The sequence below is a fragment of the Streptomyces sparsogenes subsp. cuspidosporus genome (assembly GCF_039532705.1).
GTDB lineage: Bacteria > Actinomycetota > Actinomycetes > Streptomycetales > Streptomycetaceae > Streptomyces > Streptomyces sparsogenes.
On sequence record NZ_BAAASD010000078.1, the window covers coordinates 1 to 20,485 of the forward strand.

The 20,485-nt window shown below is 71.8% G+C and carries 17 protein-coding genes, 2 tRNA genes and 2 pseudogenes; 17 read left to right on the plus strand and 4 right to left on the minus strand.

The features are described 5' to 3' along the window. The 8 genes and pseudogenes from ABFY07_RS41180 to ABFY07_RS41215 form a co-directional block, all read left to right on the plus strand. Nucleotides 1-139 (plus strand): annotated as a pseudogene (locus tag ABFY07_RS41180) (6-phosphogluconate dehydrogenase); the annotation flags it as partial. Between the two features lie 43 nt (nucleotides 140-182). Then, complete coding sequence (recF, locus tag ABFY07_RS41185; protein WP_346179373.1) at nucleotides 183-1,412, plus strand: DNA replication/repair protein RecF; 1,230 nt, start codon at nucleotides 183-185, stop codon at nucleotides 1,410-1,412. Continuing rightward, entirely contained in the window at nucleotides 1,409-1,951 is a 543-nt protein-coding gene (locus tag ABFY07_RS41190; protein WP_346179374.1) for a DciA family protein, read from the plus strand. Before recF ends, ABFY07_RS41190 begins: the two co-directional genes overlap by 4 nt. Before the next feature lie 337 nt (nucleotides 1,952-2,288). Further along, the gene (gene gyrB / locus ABFY07_RS41195; protein ID WP_346179375.1) at nucleotides 2,289-4,331 is read left to right on the plus strand and encodes a DNA topoisomerase (ATP-hydrolyzing) subunit B; all 2,043 of its coding nucleotides are present in this window, start codon (nucleotides 2,289-2,291) and stop codon (nucleotides 4,329-4,331) included. A 42-nt stretch (nucleotides 4,332-4,373) separates the two neighbouring features. Beyond that, a complete protein-coding gene (gyrA, locus tag ABFY07_RS41200) occupies nucleotides 4,374-6,983 on the plus strand; it encodes a DNA gyrase subunit A (RefSeq protein ID WP_346179376.1) in 2,610 nt (869 codons plus the stop codon). 147 nt (nucleotides 6,984-7,130) lie between these two features. Then, nucleotides 7,131-7,718, plus strand: a complete 588-nt coding sequence (locus tag ABFY07_RS41205) for a DUF3566 domain-containing protein (RefSeq protein ID WP_346179377.1) — start codon at nucleotides 7,131-7,133, stop codon at nucleotides 7,716-7,718. Between the two features lie 61 nt (nucleotides 7,719-7,779). Beyond that, nucleotides 7,780-7,853 (plus strand) — tRNA-Ile (locus ABFY07_RS41210). 199 nt (nucleotides 7,854-8,052) lie between these two features. Beyond that, a complete protein-coding gene (locus tag ABFY07_RS41215) occupies nucleotides 8,053-8,187 on the plus strand; it encodes a DLW-39 family protein (protein WP_003958712.1) in 135 nt (44 codons plus the stop codon). A 1,433-nt stretch (nucleotides 8,188-9,620) separates the two neighbouring features. On the opposite strand, the gene ABFY07_RS41220 is transcribed toward ABFY07_RS41215, so the two are convergent. Next, the gene (locus ABFY07_RS41220) at nucleotides 9,621-11,711 is read right to left on the minus strand and encodes a protein kinase domain-containing protein (RefSeq protein WP_346179378.1); all 2,091 of its coding nucleotides are present in this window, start codon (nucleotides 11,709-11,711) and stop codon (nucleotides 9,621-9,623) included. Nucleotides 11,712-11,759: 48 nt separating this feature from the next. Further along, nucleotides 11,760-12,305 (minus strand): helix-turn-helix domain-containing protein, encoded by a 546-nt coding sequence (locus ABFY07_RS41225; protein ID WP_065962037.1) that lies wholly within the window; start codon nucleotides 12,303-12,305, stop codon nucleotides 11,760-11,762. 117 nt (nucleotides 12,306-12,422) lie between these two features. On the opposite strand from ABFY07_RS41225, the gene ABFY07_RS41230 reads away from it, so the two are divergent. Then, nucleotides 12,423-12,495: transfer RNA gene (locus ABFY07_RS41230), tRNA-Ala, on the plus strand. A 220-nt stretch (nucleotides 12,496-12,715) separates the two neighbouring features. Then, nucleotides 12,716-13,861 carry a response regulator gene (locus ABFY07_RS41235; RefSeq protein WP_346179379.1) on the plus strand — a complete coding sequence of 382 codons (1,146 nt, stop codon included), beginning with the start codon at nucleotides 12,716-12,718 and terminating at the stop codon, nucleotides 13,859-13,861. Between the two features lie 91 nt (nucleotides 13,862-13,952). Here ABFY07_RS41235 and ABFY07_RS41240 read toward each other — a convergent pair whose 3' ends face one another. Next, nucleotides 13,953-14,648, minus strand: a complete 696-nt coding sequence (locus tag ABFY07_RS41240) for a DUF5324 family protein (protein ID WP_346179380.1) — start codon at nucleotides 14,646-14,648, stop codon at nucleotides 13,953-13,955. Nucleotides 14,649-14,935: 287 nt separating this feature from the next. On the opposite strand from ABFY07_RS41240, the gene ABFY07_RS41245 reads away from it, so the two are divergent. Together ABFY07_RS41245 and ABFY07_RS41250 are read left to right on the plus strand one after the other, a co-directional pair. After that, nucleotides 14,936-15,469, plus strand: coding sequence for a peptidylprolyl isomerase (locus ABFY07_RS41245; protein WP_065962045.1), 534 nt, complete (start codon nucleotides 14,936-14,938; stop codon nucleotides 15,467-15,469). A 94-nt stretch (nucleotides 15,470-15,563) separates the two neighbouring features. Next, nucleotides 15,564-16,442 carry a rhomboid family intramembrane serine protease gene (locus ABFY07_RS41250; protein WP_346179381.1) on the plus strand — a complete coding sequence of 293 codons (879 nt, stop codon included), beginning with the start codon at nucleotides 15,564-15,566 and terminating at the stop codon, nucleotides 16,440-16,442. Between the two features lie 282 nt (nucleotides 16,443-16,724). Here the strand turns inward: ABFY07_RS41250 and crgA are convergent, their stop codons facing one another. Then, entirely contained in the window at nucleotides 16,725-16,982 is a 258-nt protein-coding gene (crgA, locus tag ABFY07_RS41255; protein ID WP_065962048.1) for a cell division protein CrgA, read from the minus strand. Nucleotides 16,983-17,127: 145 nt separating this feature from the next. Between crgA and ABFY07_RS41260 the strand changes: the two genes are divergently transcribed. From ABFY07_RS41260 to ABFY07_RS41280, 5 genes and pseudogenes are all read left to right on the plus strand, one after another. Then, on the plus strand, nucleotides 17,128-17,895 hold the full coding sequence (locus tag ABFY07_RS41260; RefSeq protein ID WP_065962050.1) for a DUF881 domain-containing protein: 768 nt from the start codon (nucleotides 17,128-17,130) through the stop codon (nucleotides 17,893-17,895). Between the two features lie 68 nt (nucleotides 17,896-17,963). After that, a complete protein-coding gene (locus ABFY07_RS41265) occupies nucleotides 17,964-18,647 on the plus strand; it encodes a class E sortase (protein WP_346179382.1) in 684 nt (227 codons plus the stop codon). A gap of 66 nt (nucleotides 18,648-18,713) precedes the next feature. Beyond that, nucleotides 18,714-18,905 carry a hypothetical protein gene (locus ABFY07_RS41270; protein WP_143667732.1) on the plus strand — a complete coding sequence of 64 codons (192 nt, stop codon included), beginning with the start codon at nucleotides 18,714-18,716 and terminating at the stop codon, nucleotides 18,903-18,905. Beyond that, on the plus strand, nucleotides 18,902-19,552 hold the full coding sequence (locus ABFY07_RS41275; protein WP_065962055.1) for an aminodeoxychorismate/anthranilate synthase component II: 651 nt from the start codon (nucleotides 18,902-18,904) through the stop codon (nucleotides 19,550-19,552). The genes ABFY07_RS41270 and ABFY07_RS41275 overlap by 4 nt, the downstream gene beginning before the upstream one ends. Further along, nucleotides 19,549-20,485: pseudogene (locus ABFY07_RS41280) on the plus strand (hypothetical protein); the annotation flags it as partial. The gene ABFY07_RS41275 and the pseudogene ABFY07_RS41280, both read left to right, overlap by 4 nt.

The following is a 20,485-nucleotide window of genomic DNA, read 5'->3' on the forward strand; positions in this document are numbered from 1 at the left end:
CAAGGCCGTGCCGCTGCCCGCCATCACCGCCTCGCTCTTCGCCCGCTTCGCGTCCCGCCAGGACGACTCCCCGCAGATGAAGATGATCGCCGCGCTGCGCAACCAGTTCGGCGGCCACGCGGTCGAGAACAAGAAGTAACCAGCTCCCGCGAGGAGCCGCCGGGGGAGGTCGGCGCGCCACCATGCATGTCACGCATCTGTCGCTCGCCGACTTCCGCTCGTACGCCCGGGCCGAGGTCGCCCTCGGCCCGGGCGTCACGGCCTTCGTGGGCCCCAACGGCCAGGGGAAGACCAATCTCGTCGAGGCCATCGGCTATGTGGCCACGCTCGGCAGCCACCGTGTCTCCTCCGATGCCCCGCTGGTGCGGATGGGCGCGGACCGGGCGATCGTGCGGGCCGCCATCGCCGAGGGCGACCGGCAGCAGCTGGTCGAGCTCGAGCTGAACCCCGGCAAGGCCAACCGGGCCAGAATCAACAGGTCCTCGCAGGTCAGGCCGCGTGATGTGCTGGGCATCCTGCGCACGGTGCTGTTCGCGCCCGAGGACCTGGCCCTGGTGAAGGGGGATCCGGGCGAGCGCCGCCGGTTCCTGGACGAGCTGGTCACCGCCCGCTCACCGCGCATGGCCGGGGTCCGCTCCGACTACGAGCGGGTGCTCAAGCAGCGCAACACCCTGCTCAAGACCGCCGCGATGGCGCGGCGCCACGGCGGCGGCCGCGGCTCCGGCGGCGAGGCGGCGCTGTCCACCCTCGACGTATGGGACCAGCACCTGGCGCGGGCCGGTGCCGAGTTGCTCGCCCAGCGCCTCGATCTGATCTCCGCCCTGCAGCCGCTGACCGACAAGGCGTACGAGCAACTGGCGCCCGGCGGTGGGCCGGTGGGATTCGACTACCGCAGCTCCGTCGGCGAGGACCTGGCGGCAGCGGGCACCCGTGAGGAGCTGTACGAGCAGCTCTCGGCCGCGCTCGCCGCCGCCCGCAGACAGGAGATCGAGCGCGGGGTCACCCTGGTCGGCCCGCACCGCGACGACCTGGTGCTCCGGCTCGGGCAGCTTCCGGCGAAGGGGTACGCGAGCCATGGCGAGTCCTGGTCGTACGCGCTGGCCCTGCGCCTGGCCTCGTACGACCTGCTGCGCGCCGACGTCGCCTGGGGCACCGGCAGCCCGCCGGCCGGGACAGCCGAGGCCGGCGCCGGTGGGGCCGGTGGGTCGGGCGGGGGCCGACGGGCGGGTGAGCCGGTGCTGGTGCTCGACGATGTCTTCGCGGAGCTCGACGAGCGGCGCCGGGAGCGGCTGGCCGAGCTGGTCGCGCCCGGGGAGCAGGTGCTGGTGACGGCGGCCGTGGAGGACGACGTACCCGGGGTGCTGGCGGGCGCTCGCTACGCGGTGTCCCACGGGGAGGTGCGGCCCCTGTGACCGAGCAGCCCGCACGGCCCGCCCGGCCGACCACCCCCGCGGAGCCCTCGGGGGTCGATCTGGCGCGCGTGGCGCTGCGCGCCGCCAAGGAACAGGCGCGCGCCCGGGGCGCGGCGGCGCAGCAGAAGAAGCAGGCGCGTCGAGGGGGCTTGCGCTCCGGAGCGCGCGCTGATGGACGCGATCCGCTTCCGCTCGGTGCCGCGATCAGCCGGCTGATCACCGAGCGGGGCTGGGAGACCCCGGCCGCCGTCGGGGGGGTCATGGGCCGCTGGCCGCAGATGGTGGGGCCGGAGGTGGCCCAACACTGCGAGCCGCAGCGGTACGACGAGGACGCGCGGGTGCTGACGGTGCGGTGCGACTCGACGGCGTGGGCGACCCAGCTGAGGCTGCTGGCCCCGCAGCTGGTGGCCCGGCTCAACGCGGACCTGGGCCAGGGCGCGGTCAAGCTGATCAAGGTGCTGGGCCCGGGCGGCCCGGCCCGCCGCTACGGTCCGCTGCGCGCCCCCGGCAGCAGGGGTCCGGGGGACACCTACGGCTGACGCGGACCGCGCGTGCGCCCCCCGGCCGGACCGGGCGCGGGGGCGGTGGGTGACGTTCGTGAACGGGGTGGCGTACGGGGTGCCCGTCATGGTTGCCGGTGGTTGACGGCCCGAAGCGCTGAGTGGCGGCGTGAGCCTCTTGGACCCCGTCCCCAGATATGGGGAGTCGGCGGCGACCGGTTCAGGGCGGCACATGCGTACTCAGGCACCGGCAAGCCCCCATTCTTGTCGGCGCTACCGGTAGACTGGGGCCGTACACCGTCGCCGCTTGCGCACCGAGCGCTCGCGGAAACATGTTGAACGACGCAGCCGCTCCCGCTTGCCCCGGAGTCGGCTCGTGCTGTGCCAGAAAGGGCGCTTCGTGGCCGATTCCGGCAACCCCAACGAGAACATCCCGTCCGAGATCCCGTCCGAGGACGGCGCGGAGGCCCTGGCCCCGCCGTCGTACGACGCCAGTGCGATCACCGTCCTGGAGGGCCTGGACGCGGTCCGCAAGCGACCCGGTATGTACATCGGTTCCACCGGCGAGCGCGGCCTCCACCACCTCGTGTACGAGGTGGTGGACAACTCCGTGGACGAGGCCCTGGCCGGTCACGCGGACACCATCGAGGTGACGATCCTGGCCGATGGCGGGGTCCGCGTGGTCGACAACGGCCGCGGTATCCCGGTCGACCTCCACCCAGTGGAGAAGAAGCCGGCCGTCGAGGTCGTGCTGACCGTGCTGCACGCGGGCGGCAAGTTCGGAGGCGGGGGTTACGCCGTCTCCGGCGGTCTGCACGGCGTCGGCGTCTCCGTGGTCAACGCGCTGTCGTCGAAGGTCGCGGTCGAGGTCAAGCGGGACGGCTACCGCTGGACCCAGGACTACAAGCTGGGCGCCCCGACCGCGCCGCTGGCGAAGAACGAGCCGGTCTCGGAGACCGGTACGACGGTCACCTTCTGGGCCGACCCGGACGTCTTCGAGACGACCGAGTACTCCTTCGAGACGCTGTCGCGGCGCTTCCAGGAGATGGCGTTCCTGAACAAGGGCCTGACCATCTCGCTGAAGGACGAGCGCGCGGCCCATGTGGACGAGGAGGGCAATCCGCTCTCCGTCTCGTACTGCTACGAGGGCGGCATCGTCGACTTCGTGAAGTACCTGAACTCCCGCAAGGGGGAGCTGGTCCACCCCACGGTCATCGGCTTCGAGGCCGAGGACAGGGAGCGGATGCTCTCGGTGGAGATCGCGATGCAGTGGAACACCCAGTACACCGAGGGTGTCTACAGCTTCGCGAACACCATCCACACCCATGAGGGCGGTACCCACGAGGAGGGCTTCCGCGCCGCGCTGACGTACTTGATCAACAAGTACGCGCGGGACAAGAAGCTGCTCCGGGAGAAGGACGACAACCTCACCGGTGAGGACATCCGCGAGGGCCTGACCGCGATCATCTCGGTCAAGCTCGGCGAGCCGCAGTTCGAGGGCCAGACGAAGACGAAGCTGGGCAACACGGAGGCGAAGACCTTCGTCCAGAAGATCGTCCATGAGCATCTGGCCGACTGGCTGGACCGCAACCCCAACGAGGCGGCGGACATCGTCCGCAAGTCCATCCAGGCGGCGACGGCCCGGGTGGCGGCGCGTAAGGCGCGCGACCTGACCCGCCGCAAGGGGCTGCTGGAGACCGCCTCGCTGCCGGGCAAGCTGGCGGACTGCCAGTCCAACGACCCGGCCAAGTGCGAGATCTTCATCGTCGAGGGTGACTCCGCCGGCGGCTCGGCCAAGGCCGGCCGGAACCCGCAGTACCAGGCGATCCTGCCCATCCGAGGCAAGATCCTCAATGTCGAGAAGGCCCGGGTCGACAAGATCCTCCAGAACAACGAGGTCCAGGCGCTGATCTCGGCGTTCGGCACCGGTGTGCACGAGGACTTCGACATCAGCAAGCTCCGCTACCACAAGATCATTCTGATGGCGGACGCCGACGTCGACGGTCAGCACATCAACACCCTGCTGCTCACCTTCCTCTTCCGCTTCATGCGTCCGCTGGTCGAGGCGGGCCATGTCTTCCTGTCCCGCCCGCCGCTGTACAAGATCAAGTGGGGTCGGGACGACTTCGAGTACGCGTACTCGGACCGCGAGCGGGACGCGCTGATCCAGGCCGGCCGTGAGCAGGGCAAGCGCATCAAGGAGGACTCGGTCCAGCGCTTCAAGGGTCTGGGCGAGATGAACGCCGAGGAGCTGCGCGTGACCACCATGGACGTCGATCACCGCGTCCTGGGCCAGGTCACCCTGGACGACGCGGCGCAGGCCGACGACCTGTTCTCGGTCCTGATGGGTGAGGACGTCGAGGCCCGGCGCTCGTTCATCCAGCGCAACGCCAAGGACGTCCGCTTCCTCGACATCTGAGTCGGCCGAGCAGCCGCAGACGACAGAAGGACTTGACCAGCAATGGCCGACGAGAACACCCCGAACACGCCCGAAGACACCGCCCAGGGGGCCGCCCTCCGCGTCGAGCCGGTGGGCCTCGAGACGGAGATGCAGCGCTCGTACCTCGACTACGCGATGAGCGTGATCGTGAGCCGCGCGCTGCCCGACGTCCGGGACGGCCTCAAGCCGGTGCACCGGCGCGTGCTGTACGCGATGTACGACGGCGGGTACCGGCCCGAGAAGGGCTTCTACAAGTGCGCGCGCGTCGTCGGCGACGTGATGGGCACCTACCACCCGCACGGCGACTCGTCCATCTACGACGCCCTGGTGCGGCTGGCCCAGCCGTGGTCGATGCGGATGCCGCTGGTCGACTCCAACGGCAACTTCGGCTCCCCGGGCAACGACCCGGCCGCGGCCATGCGCTACACCGAGTGCAAGATGGCCCCGCTGTCCATGGAGATGCTCCGGGACATCGACGAGGAGACCGTCGATTTCCAGGACAACTACGACGGGCGCAACCAGGAGCCGACGGTCCTGCCGTCCCGCTTCCCGAACCTGCTGATCAACGGCTCGGCGGGGATCGCGGTGGGCATGGCCACCAACATCCCGCCGCACAACCTCCGCGAGGTGGCCGAGGGCGCCCAGTGGTTCCTGGCGAACCCGGAGGCCACGCCGGAGGAGCTGCTCGACGCGCTGATCGACCGGATCAAGGGCCCGGACTTCCCGACCGGCGCCCTGGTCGTCGGCCGTAAGGGCATCGAGGAGGCGTACCGCACCGGCCGTGGCTCGATCACGATGCGCGCGGTCGTGGAGGTCGAGGAGATCCAGGGCCGGCAGTGCCTGGTGGTCACCGAGCTGCCGTACCAGGTCAACCCGGACAACCTGGCGCAGAAGATCGCCGACCTGGTGAAGGAGGCCAGGATCGGCGGCATCGCGGACGTCCGCGACGAGACGTCCTCGCGCACGGGCCAGCGCCTGGTCATCGTGTTGAAGCGGGACGCGGTCGCCAAGGTCGTCCTCAACAACCTCTACAAGCACACCGATCTGCAGACCAACTTCGGCGCGAACATGCTGGCGCTGGTCGACGGGGTGCCGCGCACCCTCTCGCTGGACGCCTTCATCCGCAACTGGGTCACGCACCAGATCGAGGTCATCGTCCGGCGGACGCGCTTCCGGCTGCGCAAGGCGGAGGAGCGGGCCCACATCCTGCGCGGTCTGCTCAAGGCGCTGGACGCGATCGACGAGGTCATCGCGCTGATCCGGCGCAGTGACACGGTCGAGACGGCGCGCGGCGGCCTGATGGACCTGCTGACGATCGACGAGATCCAGGCGAACGCGATCCTGGAGATGCAGCTGCGGCGGCTGGCCGCCCTGGAGCGTCAGAAGATCATCCAGGAGCACGACGAGCTGCAGGCCAAGATCAACGAGTACAACGCGATCCTGGCCTCGCCCGAGCGGCAGCGGCAGATCATCAGCGAGGAGCTGACCGCGATCGTCGAGAAGTACGGCGACGACCGGCGCACCAAGCTGATCCCCTTCGACGGGGACATGTCCATCGAGGACCTGATCGCCGAGGAGGACATCGTCGTCACGATCACCCGTGGCGGCTATGTGAAGCGGACGAAGACCGAGGACTACCGCTCGCAGAAGCGCGGCGGCAAGGGCGTGCGCGGCACGAAGCTCAAGCAGGACGACATCGTCGACCACTTCTTCGTCTCGACCACCCACCACTGGCTGCTGTTCTTCACCAACAAGGGCCGGGTCTACCGGGCGAAGGCGTACGAGCTGCCGGACGCGGGCCGGGAGGCGCGCGGGCAGCACGTCGCGAACCTGCTGGCGTTCCAGCCGGACGAGCAGATCGCGCAGATCCTGGCGATCCGGGACTACGAGGCGGCGCCGTATCTGGTGCTGGCCACGAAGTCGGGCCTGGTGAAGAAGACCCCGCTCAAGGACTACGACTCGCCGCGGTCGGGTGGTGTGATCGCCATCAACCTCCGGGAGACGGAGGACGGCCGGGAGGACGAGCTGATCGGAGCCGAGCTGGTTTCGGCCGACGACGATCTGCTGCTGATCAGCAAGAAGGCACAGTCGATCAGGTTCACGGCCACGGACGAGTCGCTGCGGCCCATGGGGCGGGCGACCTCGGGCGTGAAGGGCATGAGCTTCCGCGAGGGGGACGAGCTCCTCTCGATGAATGTCGTCCGGCCCGGTACGTTCGTGTTCACCGCCACCGACGGCGGGTACGCGAAGCGGTCGAACGTCGACGAGTACCGCGTCCAGGGCCGTGGCGGCCTCGGCATCAAGGCCGCCAAGATCGTGGAGGACCGCGGTTCGCTGGTCGGTGCGCTGGTGGTCGAGGAGAGTGATGAGATCCTTGCCATCACGCTCAGCGGTGGCGTGATCCGTACTCGTGTGAACGAGGTCAGGGAGACGGGCCGTGACACCATGGGCGTCCAACTGATCAACCTGGGCAAGCGCGATGCCGTCGTCGGCATCGCCCGGAACGCCGAGGCCGGTCGTGAGGCTGAAGAGGTCGAGGACGAGTCCGAGACCGGGAGCGAGGCAGCCGAGGGGGCCGCGTCCGAGGCGGCCGGGGGCACACCGTCCCCGGCCGACGAGACCGAGGAGTAAGTCGTGAGTGGAGCCACGGGTGCCGCGGCGGGCGGCGGCGGAGCAGGTGCCGGCAAGCGGCCGGCGCCGGGAGCCGCGTCCGCCGGGAGCGGATCATCCGCTTCGGGAGGCGCCCGTGGCCCCGCCGCCGACTCCCATGGGGGAACCGTGACGGACATCAGGCAGCCGCAGCCGCCCTACGAGGGCCACACCGGGAGTCCGCTGCCCGGTGAGCGGCCGTCCCAGCAGCAGCCCGCGCAGCCGTACCACCCGCCGCAGGCCTACGCGCCGCCGAGCGGTGGCGGGGCCGCGCGGGGCGCCTCCGGGCAGCAGCAGACGGCGGCGCGCCGCCCGCGCCCGGAGGCGGGCGCCCGCTCGGCTCCGCGCACCCGCAAGGCGCGGCTGCGGGTCTCCCGGGTGGACCCGTGGTCGGTGATGAAGGTCAGCTTCCTGCTCGCGATCGCGCTCGGCATCTGCACCGTGGTCGCCGCGGCGGTGCTGTGGATGGTCATGGACGGGATGGGCGTCTTCAGCGCTGTGGGCGGCACGATCAGCGAGGCCACGGAGTCGAAGAAGGGCAGCGGCTTCGATCTGGAGTCGTTCCTGTCGCTGCCGCGGGTGCTGGTCTTCACCGGGGTCATCGCCGCGATCAACGTGGTGCTGGCGACGGCCCTGGCCACCCTGGGGGCCTTCATCTACAACCTGTCGGCGGGCTTCGTCGGCGGTGTGGAGGTCACGCTCGCCGAGGACGAGTAGCGGCCGTCCGTTACCGATTTTGGGACAGGGCTGGTCGTGCGCTAATCTTTCGGTGCAGCGCGGGGCTATAGCTCAGACGGTTAGAGCGCTTCCCTGATAAGGAAGAGGCCACAGGTTCAAGTCCTGTTAGCCCCACCGGCGCGATCGGCCCGGACGGAGATCACCTCTCCGTCCGGCCCGATTCTGTCCGCGCCGATTCCGTAAACGCGCCCGGTCAGTTGGGACCTGCCGTCGTTCGGCCCATGCCGGGCATAGGTCACCGATCGGTATCGGCCGGTGTGTATCATCGGGCGCCAGAGGTCCCCTACGTCAAGGAAAGAGACGAGGTAGCGCGGTGAAGAAGCTTCTCCTGGTCGCACTGGCCGCCATCGGCGGGCTCCTCGTGTACCGCCAGATCCAGGCGGATCGCGCCGAGCAGGATCTGTGGACGGAGGCGACCGACTCCGTGCCCGCAGGTTCGGGTGTGTGAGACCAACAGCTCCGTACAGGGCCCCGATCGCTGGAGCGGTCGGGGCCCTGTCGGCTTTACTGGCGGCCGTCGCGGGAAACGCGGCGACCGCCGGCCGCTTTATTCACTCTTGCGAACGAAAAGCTTGCATAAGCAAAGTTGAACGGGCCGTACGGCCGGTACGACGAGGAGTGACCCGCGATGAACGACCGCAGCACGGTCAGGACCGGCCTCGCCGCGGTGGCGGCGCTGTGCGCGGTGGCCACGGCGCCGTGGCCGGCCGGTCAGGCCTGGGCCGCGCCCGCGGACGGGGCCGCCGGGGCCCGGCCGTACCGGACCCAGGGGACCTCAGTCGAGGGCACGAGCGACGCTCAGGGAGCCCCGCCGCTGAAGCCGGGGTTCGGCTACGTCGACAGCATCGCGGCGGGCCAGAAGCGGCACTACGAGGTCCGGCTGGACGCCACCTCCTCGGCATACGTCTCAGCCGTCGCGGCACCCCGGCCGGGGGCGGGCGTCGCCTCGTACCGCGACGGCCTCAAGGTGACGCTGGAGAGCCCCGACGGCGCCACCTGCGGCAGCTCCGACCGGAAGATCGAGGCGAACGGCGTGGCCTACCCGCTCGCCGACTACGCAGCACGCCTGGCCGAACCGGGCTCGGTGGCCTCCTGCCGCAAGGCGGGCCGGTACGTCGTCACGGTGGAGCGCGGGACCGGCTCCCAGGACCCCGCCCGCTGGCCGCTGGAACTCCGGCTGATGGTGGAGCCACCGGTGAAGGGCGGCGACAGGGGCCAGGCCCCGGAGGGGAGTTGGCGCACGCCCGCGCCCGAACCGCCCGAGGGCCAGGCCCGGTGGCGGCAGGGCGGCAGGGGGTTCAACGACGCCCGCCCCCTGTCCACAGGGGTGTGGGCGGATCAGATAAAGCCGGGAGAGACCCACTTCTACCGGGTGCCGGTCGACTGGGGGCAGCGGCTGAACGCCATTGCCGAACTCCCCGCCTCGAAGACCGGAGAGGGGGCCGGGGTGAACGACGCCCTCGGGATGCGGGCGTTCAACCCGGCGCGCGGCCTGACCAGAAAGACCTCCTTCGCCGGCTACGACGGCCGGAAGGCCCGGGCCGAACTGGACACCGCCCCCGTGGCGTACGGCAACCGCACCGCGCGGGCCGAGTACTCGGTGCGCACCATGAGCTTCTCGGGTTGGTACTACCTCGCGGTCACGGTGAACCCGGAGGTCACACGGTTCTTCAAGGGCGCGGTGCCGCTCACCCTGCGGGTGCGGGTCTCGGGCGACCCGGCGGCCGGGCCCACGTACGACGGGGACGCGGTCCGGGCGGGGTTCGGCCTGACGGACGCCGACAAGCGGGAGGCCGCCCGGGCGCCGGCCACCGGGGATGACGCCATGGCGGTGCCCGCCGGCAGGAGTGAGGACCGGCTGCGGCTGGTGGCCTACGCCAGCTACGCGGCCGGCGCGCTGCTGCTGATCGGGCTCGGGGGGTGGACGCTGGTGGCCCGGCGCCGCGCCCCGGTGGCCGCGGCAGGGACCCCCGGCCCGGGCAGGCACCGGCGGCCCGGCCCGCCGCCGCCCGCCCGGTAGCCCGGCCCCCGTAGCGCGGCGCGGCCCCCGCCCGGTGGCCCGGCGGGGGCCGGCCGGTCAGCTTGCCCGCCTGGCCGGCCCCGCTCGGCCGGCCCGGTAGCTCGGCCTGCTCGGCCGGCCCGATCGGTCAGCCGGCGGCCAGCAGCGCCCAGGTGCCCACCGCGAAGCAGACGGCGGCGGCGATGAGGATCGCGATCGCCGCCTTCCGGGACGGGCCGGGACGCCGCTCGGGCCCGGCGAGTGGAACCTGCGGCTGGGGAGCGGTGTATGGACGAGTAGGAGGGGATTCGGGCCGGACCGCCGGAGCGGGAGCCGTGGCGGGAGTGGGGGTGGGCGTATGCGTATGCGAGGGCTGGGGTCCTGGCCGGCGCGGATCGAGCGGGGTCTGCGGCGGCTGTGCGGGCGGTACGGGGCTCGGGGGCGGTGGGGGCTGCGCGGGCCCGGGGCGAGGGGTCTGCCGGCTGCGGGACCCCGGAGTACGGGGTGAGCGGGGCGTAAGGGGCCTGGGGCTGCCCCGCCGAGTGCTGGGCCGCCGGGTGCTGGGCCGCCGGGTGCTGGGCCGCCGGGTGCTGGGCCGCCGGGTGCTGGGCCGCCGGGTGCTGCCCGGTGTGCGGCTGCGCGGTGTGCGGCTGCGCGGCGGGCGGGGGTGGGGTGTGCGGCGGTGGGGTCGGTGGCTGCGGCGGGATCCCGGTGTGCGGCGTCTGGGGCTGGGGCGGGGGCAGTTGGAAGCTGCCAGTGTCCGACATCGACGGGTGCGACGGGTGCGACGGCGGCGACTGCGAGGACTGTGGCTGCCCGGGCTGTGGCTGCGACGGCTGCGATACGGACGGTTGTGGTTCGGATGGCCCTGGCGTCATCGGCGCCTGGGGAAAAGGGGCTTGGGGCGTGGCGGCGCCGTGCCGGCGGTTCGCGCCCCCGCCGGTGTCCCCGCCCGTGCTCCTGTCCCCGCCCGTGCTCCCGCCCTCGTCAGCGCCCGTGCCCGCGACCGTGCCCGCGACCGTGCCCGCGACCGTGCCCGCCGCGACCGTGCCCGCCGCGACCGTGCCCGTGTCGGGGTCGGCCTGTCGGGCCGTCCGGAGGGGGCCCTCGGGGCCGAAACCCTCGGGGAGCGGCCCGAGATGGTCGAAGACCTCGATGACCTCGTCGTCGATGCCGGGCTCGGGCAGCAGCTCCGCGGCCGCGAGAAGCGCCTTGCGCGCCCCCGTGGCCGAGCGGAACCGGTTCTCGGGGTCGGGCTGCAGCAGGTTCGCTATCACCTGCCACAGCGGCTCAGGCACCCCTTCCGGCGCGTTCGGCACGCCCTGCTCGAACAGCTTGACCAGGGCGTCCGCGTCCGGCTTGTGCCCGCTGAGCAGATACAGCGCCACCAGGCCGACCGCGAAGAGGTCCGCGGGGAAGTCCGGCTCCTCGCCCATCATCTGCTCGGGCGCAAAGTAACCGGGCGTCCCCATCACGAAGTTGGCCTCGGTGAGCCGGGGCTCCCCCTTCGTCAGCGCGATGCCGAAATCCCCCAGCCGCACATGCGGCCGACCGGTCCCGGTGGCCTCCAGCAGGATGTTCGCGGGCTTGATGTCGCGGTGCACCACGTTTTCCGCGTGCACCGCCGCCAGGCCGGAGAGCAACTGGTCCAGCAGCGTGCACACATAGCGCGGCGGCAGCGGACCGTAGTCGCCGATGAGGTGGGCCAGCGAGCCGCCGCCCACCAGGTCCATGGTGAACAGGACCTTGTCGTCGTCCGCGGCCCAGCTCGCCGGTGCCAGCACATAGGGGTGGTCGATGCGCAGCGCCTGCTCCCGCACGAAGCGCAGCAAGGTGTGCGCGTCGCGCTGCTGGAGCACCTTCGCCGCGACGTACCGGCGGCGCCGGTGGTCCCAGACGCGCCATACGGCGCCCACGCCACCGCGTCCGATCGGGTCGACCAGCTCGTACCGGCCCGCGAAGATCTCACCCATCGCGCGGCCCCCGCCCCCTCATCGGCTCGTCAGCAGTCCTTCGGCCCGTCAGCTCTGGTGCGCCTCGTAGTGGGCGACCGCCTCGGCGGTCCGCCCGGCGCCGTACACCCGGAGGAACTCCGCCAGCTCCGGGTGGGTGGGGGCGAGGGTGTCGGCGGCGTCGATGATGTCGCCGGCGGCGGAGACCGAGCGCAGCAGCGACTGGATCTCGCGGACCACGCGCCGCACGGTCGGGGCGCCGGTGCTGGCGGTGGTCTGGGTGGTGTTCAGCACGGAGCCTCCCGCGGACTTCTTGATCTCCTCCATGCGCTCGGCCGCCTCGGCGGCGCTGACCCGGCCGTCCGCCGCCTGGCTCGACAGCTCCTGCAGGGCCTGCACCCGCTGGACGACGGCCGGGTTGCCGATCTTCGCGCGCTGGCCGCTCATCAGCTGCGAGAGCATCGGCGCGGACAGACCGAGGACGGCGGCGAGGCGGGCCTGGTTGAGGCCGAGGTCGTCGATGAGACGGCGGAAGAGCGCCCCCAGCGGTTCCCCGTACCAGCTGCGCTGCAGCTCCCGTGCGCGGGCGGTGGCATCCTGCTGTGCTGCGTCCATTCGCTCTCCCCTTCGCTTCGCTGCAGCGAATCTTGCGTGGCATCCTACGGAGGGCGGTACGCGCGAGCGATACCCGGTCGGGAAAGGTGGCCGCGAGCAGGTATCCTGATCGGCGACGGGGCCTTAGCTCAGTTGGTAGAGCGCCGTCTTTGCATGGCGGATGTCAGGAGTTCGACTCTCCTAGGCTCCACTGTCGTCACCGGTCAGGACATCGGAAGGTGCCCTGGCCGGTGTTTTGTGCTTGCCGCGGCGGAGCCGGCGCGGGGCATTGTCCTCCCGCGTGTTGCCCGATGTTGCCGCTCTCGCCCTTGTCCTGCGCAACACCCGGTCGATGCCCCACGCTGGGCTCAACTCGGGCAAACGGCCCGGGAATCGGGTGGTCGGCGCGGTCCGCCGCGCAGGGAGACAAGATGCGTGAGCTGCGGCCATTGGGTGATGGGCTGAGCCAGGAATGCCGGGATTTCGCCTTGGCGCTGCGGGACCTGTTCAAGGGGCTCGATGTGTCGGTGCGCAGATACGCGGCGCGCAGGCATCGCGATCCGGGCACGTTCTCGCGCTATCTGAGCGGGACGCGCATCCCGCCGTGGGAATTCGTACAGGACCTGTTCACCGATCTCGCCGAGCGGCGGGGCAGCGCGGCGACCCCGGCCGCGATCGAGCTGGTGCGGGAGCTGCACCGGGCGGCGGTGCACACGAGTGGGTCGCCCGGTCATGCCATGGAGATCCTGCAGCACCAGCTGGCGGACGCCGACCGGGAGGCCCGGGCGTCCAGCGTGAAGGAGGACGCGCTCGGTGAGGCGCTGCTCGACCGGCAGCATCGCATCGCCGATCTCGAGGTGCGGCTGAGCCAGATGGAAGGCGCGTGGGTGACGGAGCGCACCCGGGCGGACGCGCTGGAGCTGGGCCTGCCCGATCACGCGGAGCTGGTCAAGGAGCGGGACATGCTCCGGCGTGAGGTGAAGCGCCTCACGGAGGAGCTGGAGGACGTGCGGCTGCGCGGCATGCTGGCGGAGGACCGCTGCCAGATGCTGGAGCGGCAGCTGGCGATGGTGGAGTTCCAGCGCCCGGCCACGGCCCGGGAGCCGGAGGAGGTGCCCGACGCACCCGTCGGGCCCGCGATGTCCAAGCCCTGCTCGGGGCCTCGTCCCAAGATCCTCGTGGTCGACGACCAGCCGAACAACCTGCTGGCCATGGAGGCCGTGCTGGCCACGCTGGACCAGGAGCTGGTGACCGCGTCCTCCGGGCAGGAGGCCCTCAAGGCGCTGCTCGACCACGACGACTTCGCGGTGATCCTGCTGGATGTGCAGATGCCGGAGATGGACGGCTACGAGACGGCGGCGCACATCCAGCGGCGGCCGCGCAACCGGGACATCCCGATCATCTTCCTGACCGCGATGGGCGCCGATCCCGAGCACTCCTCCCGGGGGTACGCGGCCGGTGCGGTGGACTACATCGCCAAGCCGTTCGACCCCTGGGCGCTGCGTGCCAAGGTCTCGGTGTTCACCGAGATCTTCCTGGAGAGGCGCCGGTACAGCGAGCGCGCCGCCGCCCACTGATCGGGCGGCGGCGGGCGGTGCGCGGCGAGGGCCGGGGCGAGGGCCAGGGTCGGGGCCGGGGCCCGGGTGCTCGGCTGCGACCCGGCCCGGCTCAGCGCTCCTTCTCGTCCGTCTGCTTGGCCTGCGCCTCCGGGTCCAGGGCGGACTGGTCGCTGCCGTCCACCGCGGTCAGCGGCTCGCGCTCGCTCACCTCGGTCGCCGCCGGGGGCTCGACCAGCCAGTCGGGGTTGGCCTGCTTGTCCCACCACTTCCACGCGGTGAAGACACCGGCGCCCACGAGGCCGACGAAGGTGGCGCGCTTGGCGATGCGGCCGGTGCGCGTCCTGCGGCGGCGCCGCCTGGCGAGCTTGTTGATGTCCTCCGCGGTCACGTGCACGCGCAGGGCGGCGAGGGCCGCGGCGCTGCGGGTGACGGCCTCCTCGCGCACCGGCCCGGCGGCGGCCACCGCGTGCTCGATGCGCGGCGCGGTGTACCGGGCGGCCTGGCGGGCCGCCTTGCGGGTGCTGAGGGCGGCCCGGGTGGCGGCGGCGTCGACCCCTCGGGGCAGGGTGCGGCGGGCTTTGGTGAGCCGCGGCGCGATGTGCGCGTGGTATTGGCTGCCGGCGGTGTGGCGGGCCTGGTGTGCGGCGTGCGAAACCTTCGGCGCCAGCCGTACGCGGGCCGTGTGCGCGTAGCGCGCGGCGGCGTCCTTGGCCGTGCCGGCGTAGGGCGCCACCGCCTCCGCTGCGTGCAGGACGCTGCCCTTGGCGGTGCCGGTCGCGGCTCGCACGCTGTCCATGCGGGTCACGGGATCCTCCTCCTCGCTGGCGGTGCTACGGGTCCTGAGGGGTTGTGCGTTCCGTCCTTAATATGCGCAGTTTCGTCTATCCATCTCATGGGAGTTCATACCTGTTTGTGAAGATCATGCCCGTTCGCAGGACACCGGGCACGCGCGGCCGGGCATCCGGGGCACATACGGGTTCCCGCACGCGGCGGCATGAATCGCGGCGCCGCGCACGGCTTCGGCGGGTACGCGTCGTCAGGGCGTCCGTGCGAGGATCGGGGGACCGCACTGAGAACTATGGAAGGTAGATCGTGGCTGAGCAGCTCTACGCCACCCTGAAGACGAACAACGGCGACATCGTGGTCCGGCTGCTGCCGAACCACGCGCCGAAGACGGTCAAGAACTTCGTGGAGCTCGCCGAGGGCACCCGCGAGTGGACCCACCCGGCGACCGGCAAGCGGGCCAAGGAGAAGCTGTACGACGGCACCGTCTTCCACCGCGTGATCAGCGGCTTCATGATCCAGGGCGGTGACCCGCTGGGGAACGGCACCGGTGGCCCCGGTTATGAGTTCGCCGACGAGTTCCACCCGGACCTGGCGTTCAACAAGCCGTACCTGCTGGCCATGGCCAACGCCGGCCCGGGCACCAACGGCTCGCAGTTCTTCATCACCGTCGCGCCGACCGCGTGGCTGACCGGCAAGCACACCATCTTCGGCGAGGTCGCCGACGAGGCGAGCAAGAAGGTCGTCGACGCGATCGCGGGTACGTCGACCAACCCGCGCACCGACCGCCCGCTCAACGACGTCGTCATCGAGTCGGTCGTCGTGGAGACCCGCGAGGGCTGAGCCCGTACGGGAACTCCGTGCCCCGCCTGTCCGTCTTGACGGCAGGCGGGCACGCGGGCCCGGTGCGAGCATGGAGTGCAGGCAAGGGGAGACGATGGAGGACCAGGCGGTCTGCTGCTACCGGCACCCGCAGCGGGAGACCGGCATAAGCTGCGTCCGCTGCGAGCGGCCGATCTGCCCGGAGTGCATGATCAGCGCCTCGGTCGGTTTCCAGTGCCCTGAGTGTGTGCGCGGTGGCGCGCCCGGGCCTTCCGGCGGCCCCGCTCCGGCCGGGCCCCCGGTGCGGTCCGCGCGGCCGCGCACGATAGCGGGCGGCGCGATCAGCGACGACCCGCGGCTGCTCACCAAGATCCTCATCGGCGTCAACGTGGCCGTGTGGTTCGTGGCGCTCGCGTTGGGCGACCGGTTCGTCAACGCGCTCTTTCTGGTGGGCCGGGTGACCTACCCGAGCGTCGAGGGGGTCGCCGAGGGGCAGTGGTACCGGCTGTTCACCGCGGTCTTCCTGCACCAGCAGCCGATGCACATCGCGTTCAACATGCTGTCGCTGTGGTGGCTCGGCGGGCCGCTGGAGGCGGCGCTCGGCCGGGCCCGCTATCTCGCGCTGTATCTGCTGTCAGGGCTCGGCGGCAGCGCGCTGTCGTATCTGCTCGCCGCGCAGAACCAGCCCTCGCTGGGCGCCTCCGGGGCGATCTTCGGCCTGCTCGGCGCGACGGCGGTCCTGATGCGCCGCCTCAACTACGACATGCGGCCGGTCATCGCGCTGCTGGTGCTGAATCTGGTCTTCACCTTCTTCTGGGCCAATATCGCCTGGCAGGCCCATGTGGGCGGGCTGGTCGTCGGCACCGTGGTGGCGTACGGGATGGTCCACGCGCCGCGGGAGCGGCGCGCGCTGGTTCAGCAGGGCACCTGCGCGCTGGCGCTGCTGGTGATCGTCGCGCTGGTGTGGATGCGGACGGTGCAGCTCACCGGCTGACCGTCGGCCGTGCCGTCTCGGCGGAATATCCACAGTGCAGTTGTCCACAGCGAGTGGCCGATCTTGTGCAAGCTGTGGAGAACATCAGTGCGGCTCCGAACTCATCCGCGTTCTCGCAGGCAGGAGCGGGTGTGAACGGTCGAACGGATGTGCTCGGCCGATCACACCGGCGTCAATGCGGCGGAAGTTATCCACAGATCTTCTGAGTTTTCCCCGGCTGTGGATAACTCTGTGGACGACCGGGGTGTGGACGATCGGGCGGCGAAAGCCGGAGAGCCGATCCTACTTCCACTGAGTGGAGACCACGAACCCGGCGGCGATGAAGCCGAAGCCGACCACGATGTTCCAGTTGCCCAGCGACTTGACCGGCATGTCGCCGGTGGTCACATAGAACATCACGATCCAGGCGAGGCCGATCAGGAACATGGCCAGCATCAACGGCGCCACCCACCCGCGGCCGCTGCTCAGGCTGATGTTGGCGGCCTGCTTCGCCGGCGGCGGCGTGAAGTCGTCCTTCTTGCGGATCCGTGACTTCGGCACGAGGAACTCTCCTGTCGATGCGCTGCGTGACCGCGCTGGATGGGTACGGACGGCGCCGGTCGGGACTGGGGCGGGGGACCACGCCCTTCCCTCGGGGCGTCAGTTAGCGTAGTCCTTCCGCGGCGTCGTAAGGAGTAAGGGTACGTTGAGCAATTCCGCCGGCACCCCCGCCCCGGGCCCTCGACGCCCCTCCTTCCGCCCCGTCCGGCTGCTGACCGCCGGGGTCTTCGCGCTCGCCGGGCTGATCTTCTGGACCAGCTTCGACACCGCCCAGGGCACCAACATCCGCAGCGACGAATCGATGCTGCGGCTGTCCGACCTCATACAGGAGCGCAGCCGCAAGAACCGCGACCTCGACAACAGCGCCGCCCAGCTGCGCTCGCGGGTCGACGCCCTCGCCCGCCGGGACAACGGCGCCACCGACGCCGAGCGCCGCGAGCTCGCGGCGCTGGAGCGGGCCGCGGGCACCGAGAAGCTCACGGGCACGGGGCTCACCGTCACCCTCACCGACGCCCCGCCGAACGCGACGGCGAAGATCCCCGACGTGCCCGACCCGCAGCCCAACGACCTCGTCATCCACCAGCAGGACCTCCAGGCCGTGGTGAACGCGCTGTGGCAGGGCGGCGCCCGGGGGATCAAGGTCATGGACCAGCGGCTGATCTCCACCAGCGCGGTGCGCTGCGTCGGCAACACCCTGATCCTCCAGGGCCAGGTCTACTCCCCGCCGTACACGATCACCGCCGTCGGCGACCGGGGAAAGCTGCGCGCCGCGCTGGCCGCGTCCCCCGCCATCGAGAACTACCGCAGCTACGTCGAGGCGTACGGGCTCGGCTGGAAAGTCGCCCAGCACGACAGCGTGACTCTTCCCGGCTACTCCGGCACAGTGGACCTGCACTACGCCCAGCCCCGGTGAGGCGGGCCCCCGGAAGGGGGGCCTCAGGAACGCGGTGAACGCGGTGAAGGCGGACAGGTGTGCGGCCGATGAGGGTGCGACTGGTCGTAAGAACGCTCAGCGAGGTGTGCCTGACCGTCGGCACCCTGATCGTCCTCTTCGTCGTCTACGTCCTGTACTGGACCGGAGTGCGCGCCGACCGCGCGATGGACGGGGAGATCGACCGGCTGCAGGACCGGTGGGCGACCGGGCCCGTCGCCGGGGCCGCGGCGCCGCGGCGGGAGGCCGAACCGGAGCCGTACCGGGACGGCGAGCCCTTCGCCCTCATGTACATCCCGCGCTTCGGCGCCGACTGGGTCAAGCCGGTCCTTCAGGGCACCGCGGCCGGCACCCTGAAAAAGGGCCTGGGCCACTATCCGAGCACCGCCCGCCCCGGCGCCCGGGGCAACTTCGCCGTCGCCGGGCACCGCCGCACCTACGGCGACCCCTTCAAGGACTTCCCCCGGCTGCGCCCCGGCGACGCCGTGGTGGTGACCGACGGCACCACCTGGTACACGTACCGCATCGACAGGCGGCCCTACCGCACCCTGCCCACCGACGTCGGCGTCATCGACCCGGTGCCGCGCGCCTCCGGGTTCCGGGGACCGGGCCGCTATCTGACCCTCACGACCTGTGAGCCGGAGTGGGGGCACAGCCACAGGCTGATCGCGTGGGCACACCTGGACGCCACCCGTCCGGTGACCGAAGGCAAGCCGGAAGCTTTGCCCGGCTGACCCACCCGGGCAGGTCCCGGCCCTTTACTCTGGTGCTGCAATCGACTTCTTCGTCGTGAGTCCGTCGTGAGTAGGGATGGCATGTACGGCTGGATCTGGCGGCATCTGCCGGGTAACGCATGGGTGCGGGCGCTGATTTCGCTCGTGCTGGTGCTGGCGATCGTCTTCGTGCTCTTCCAGTACGTCTTCCCGTGGGCGGAGCCGCTGCTGCCGTTCGGCGACGTGACGGTCGACGAGGGGATGGCGGGCCCCCGGTGAGCGCGCGCGTCCTGGTCGTCGACAACTACGACAGCTTCGTCTTCAACCTGGTCCAGTACCTCTACCAGCTCGGCGCCGAGTGCGAGGTGCTGCGCAACGACGAGGTGGCCCTCGGCCACGCCCAGGACGGCTTCGACGGCGTCCTGCTCTCCCCGGGCCCCGGCACCCCCGAAGAGGCCGGGGTCTGTGTCGACATGGTGCGGCACTGCGCGAGCACCGGTGTGCCCGTCTTCGGCGTCTGCCTGGGGATGCAGTCCATGGCCGTGGCGTACGGAGGGGTCGTCGGGCGCGCCCCCGAGCTGCTGCACGGCAAGACCTCGCTCGTCACGCACGAGGGCGCCGGGGTCTTCAAGGGCCTGCCGTCGCCCTTCACCGCCACCCGCTACCACTCGCTGGCCGTCGAACGGGAGACCGTCCCGGACGAGTTGGAGATCACGGCCTGGACGGACACGGGCATCGCGATGGGGCTGCGCCACCGCCGGCTGCCGGTCGAGGGCGTGCAGTTCCACCCCGAGTCGGTGCTCACCGAGTGGGGCCATCGCATGCTCGCCAACTGGCTGGAGGAGTGCGGCGACGCGGGGGCGGTGGGGCGGTCGGCGGGCCTGGCCCCCGTGGTGGGGGCGGTCGGCGGCAAGGCCGGCGAGTGACCGCACTGCGCCCCGAGCGCGAGGGCGCGGCCCCAGGCGCCCAGGAGCCCGACCCCTACGCGCCGTACGGGCCACGAGAGCCGCACGACGCCCAGGGGGAGACGGACGCGTTCGCGGCGGCCGTGGAGCGGCTGGACGACCCGCTGACCGATCCCCTGCCCAGGCCCGCGCCCGGGCTGACCCCGGGGATCGTGACCGGGCCCCCGGCGCGGCCCGGCGCCGGGCCGACCACGGGACCCATGACGGGGCCGATGACGGGGCCCACGACAGGGCCTGCGCCAGGGACGATGCCCCGGCCCCTGAGCCGGCCCACGGCGGGTCCCGCGCCCAGGGCCGCGGGAAAGCCCGCCGCCGGGCCTGTGGCGGGACGGAGGGCGGCCTCCGGGCACGGGGTCGCCCCGGCCTCCGAGCGGCCCTCTGACGGCCCCTCCCGGGCCCGGCACCGCCGGCCCCCCGCGTCACCCGCCGGGCCCGCGGACCCGGACGCCACGGCCGTCCTGCCGCCGGTGCCCGCCGGGCCCGCCGATCCGGACGCCACGGCGATCCTGCCGCCGGTGCCCGCCTTGCCCACCGATCCGGACGCCACGGCCGTCCTGCCGCCGGTGCCCGCGGCCGGAGGTCCGGCGGCGGGGGTTCCGGCTGGGCCCGTGGCCGGGCCCGTGCCTGGGGCCGGGCCGGCCGGTGGTCGGCGGGCGGCGAGGGACGACGAGACCGTGGCGCTGCGGGCGGTCCGGGTACAGCCGGCCCGCGGGCCCGCTCCCGCCGCCCCGGCGGGCGACGACAGTACAGTGCTGCTCAGCAAGGTCGTGGCGGACCCCGCCGGGACGCGTACCGATACGGACCGCATCGGTACGGACCGGAGAAGGCCGGCCGGGAGCGGGGCGGGTGGGGGCGGGGCGGGCGGCGCGGCCGACCCGCAGGGGCCGCCGACGG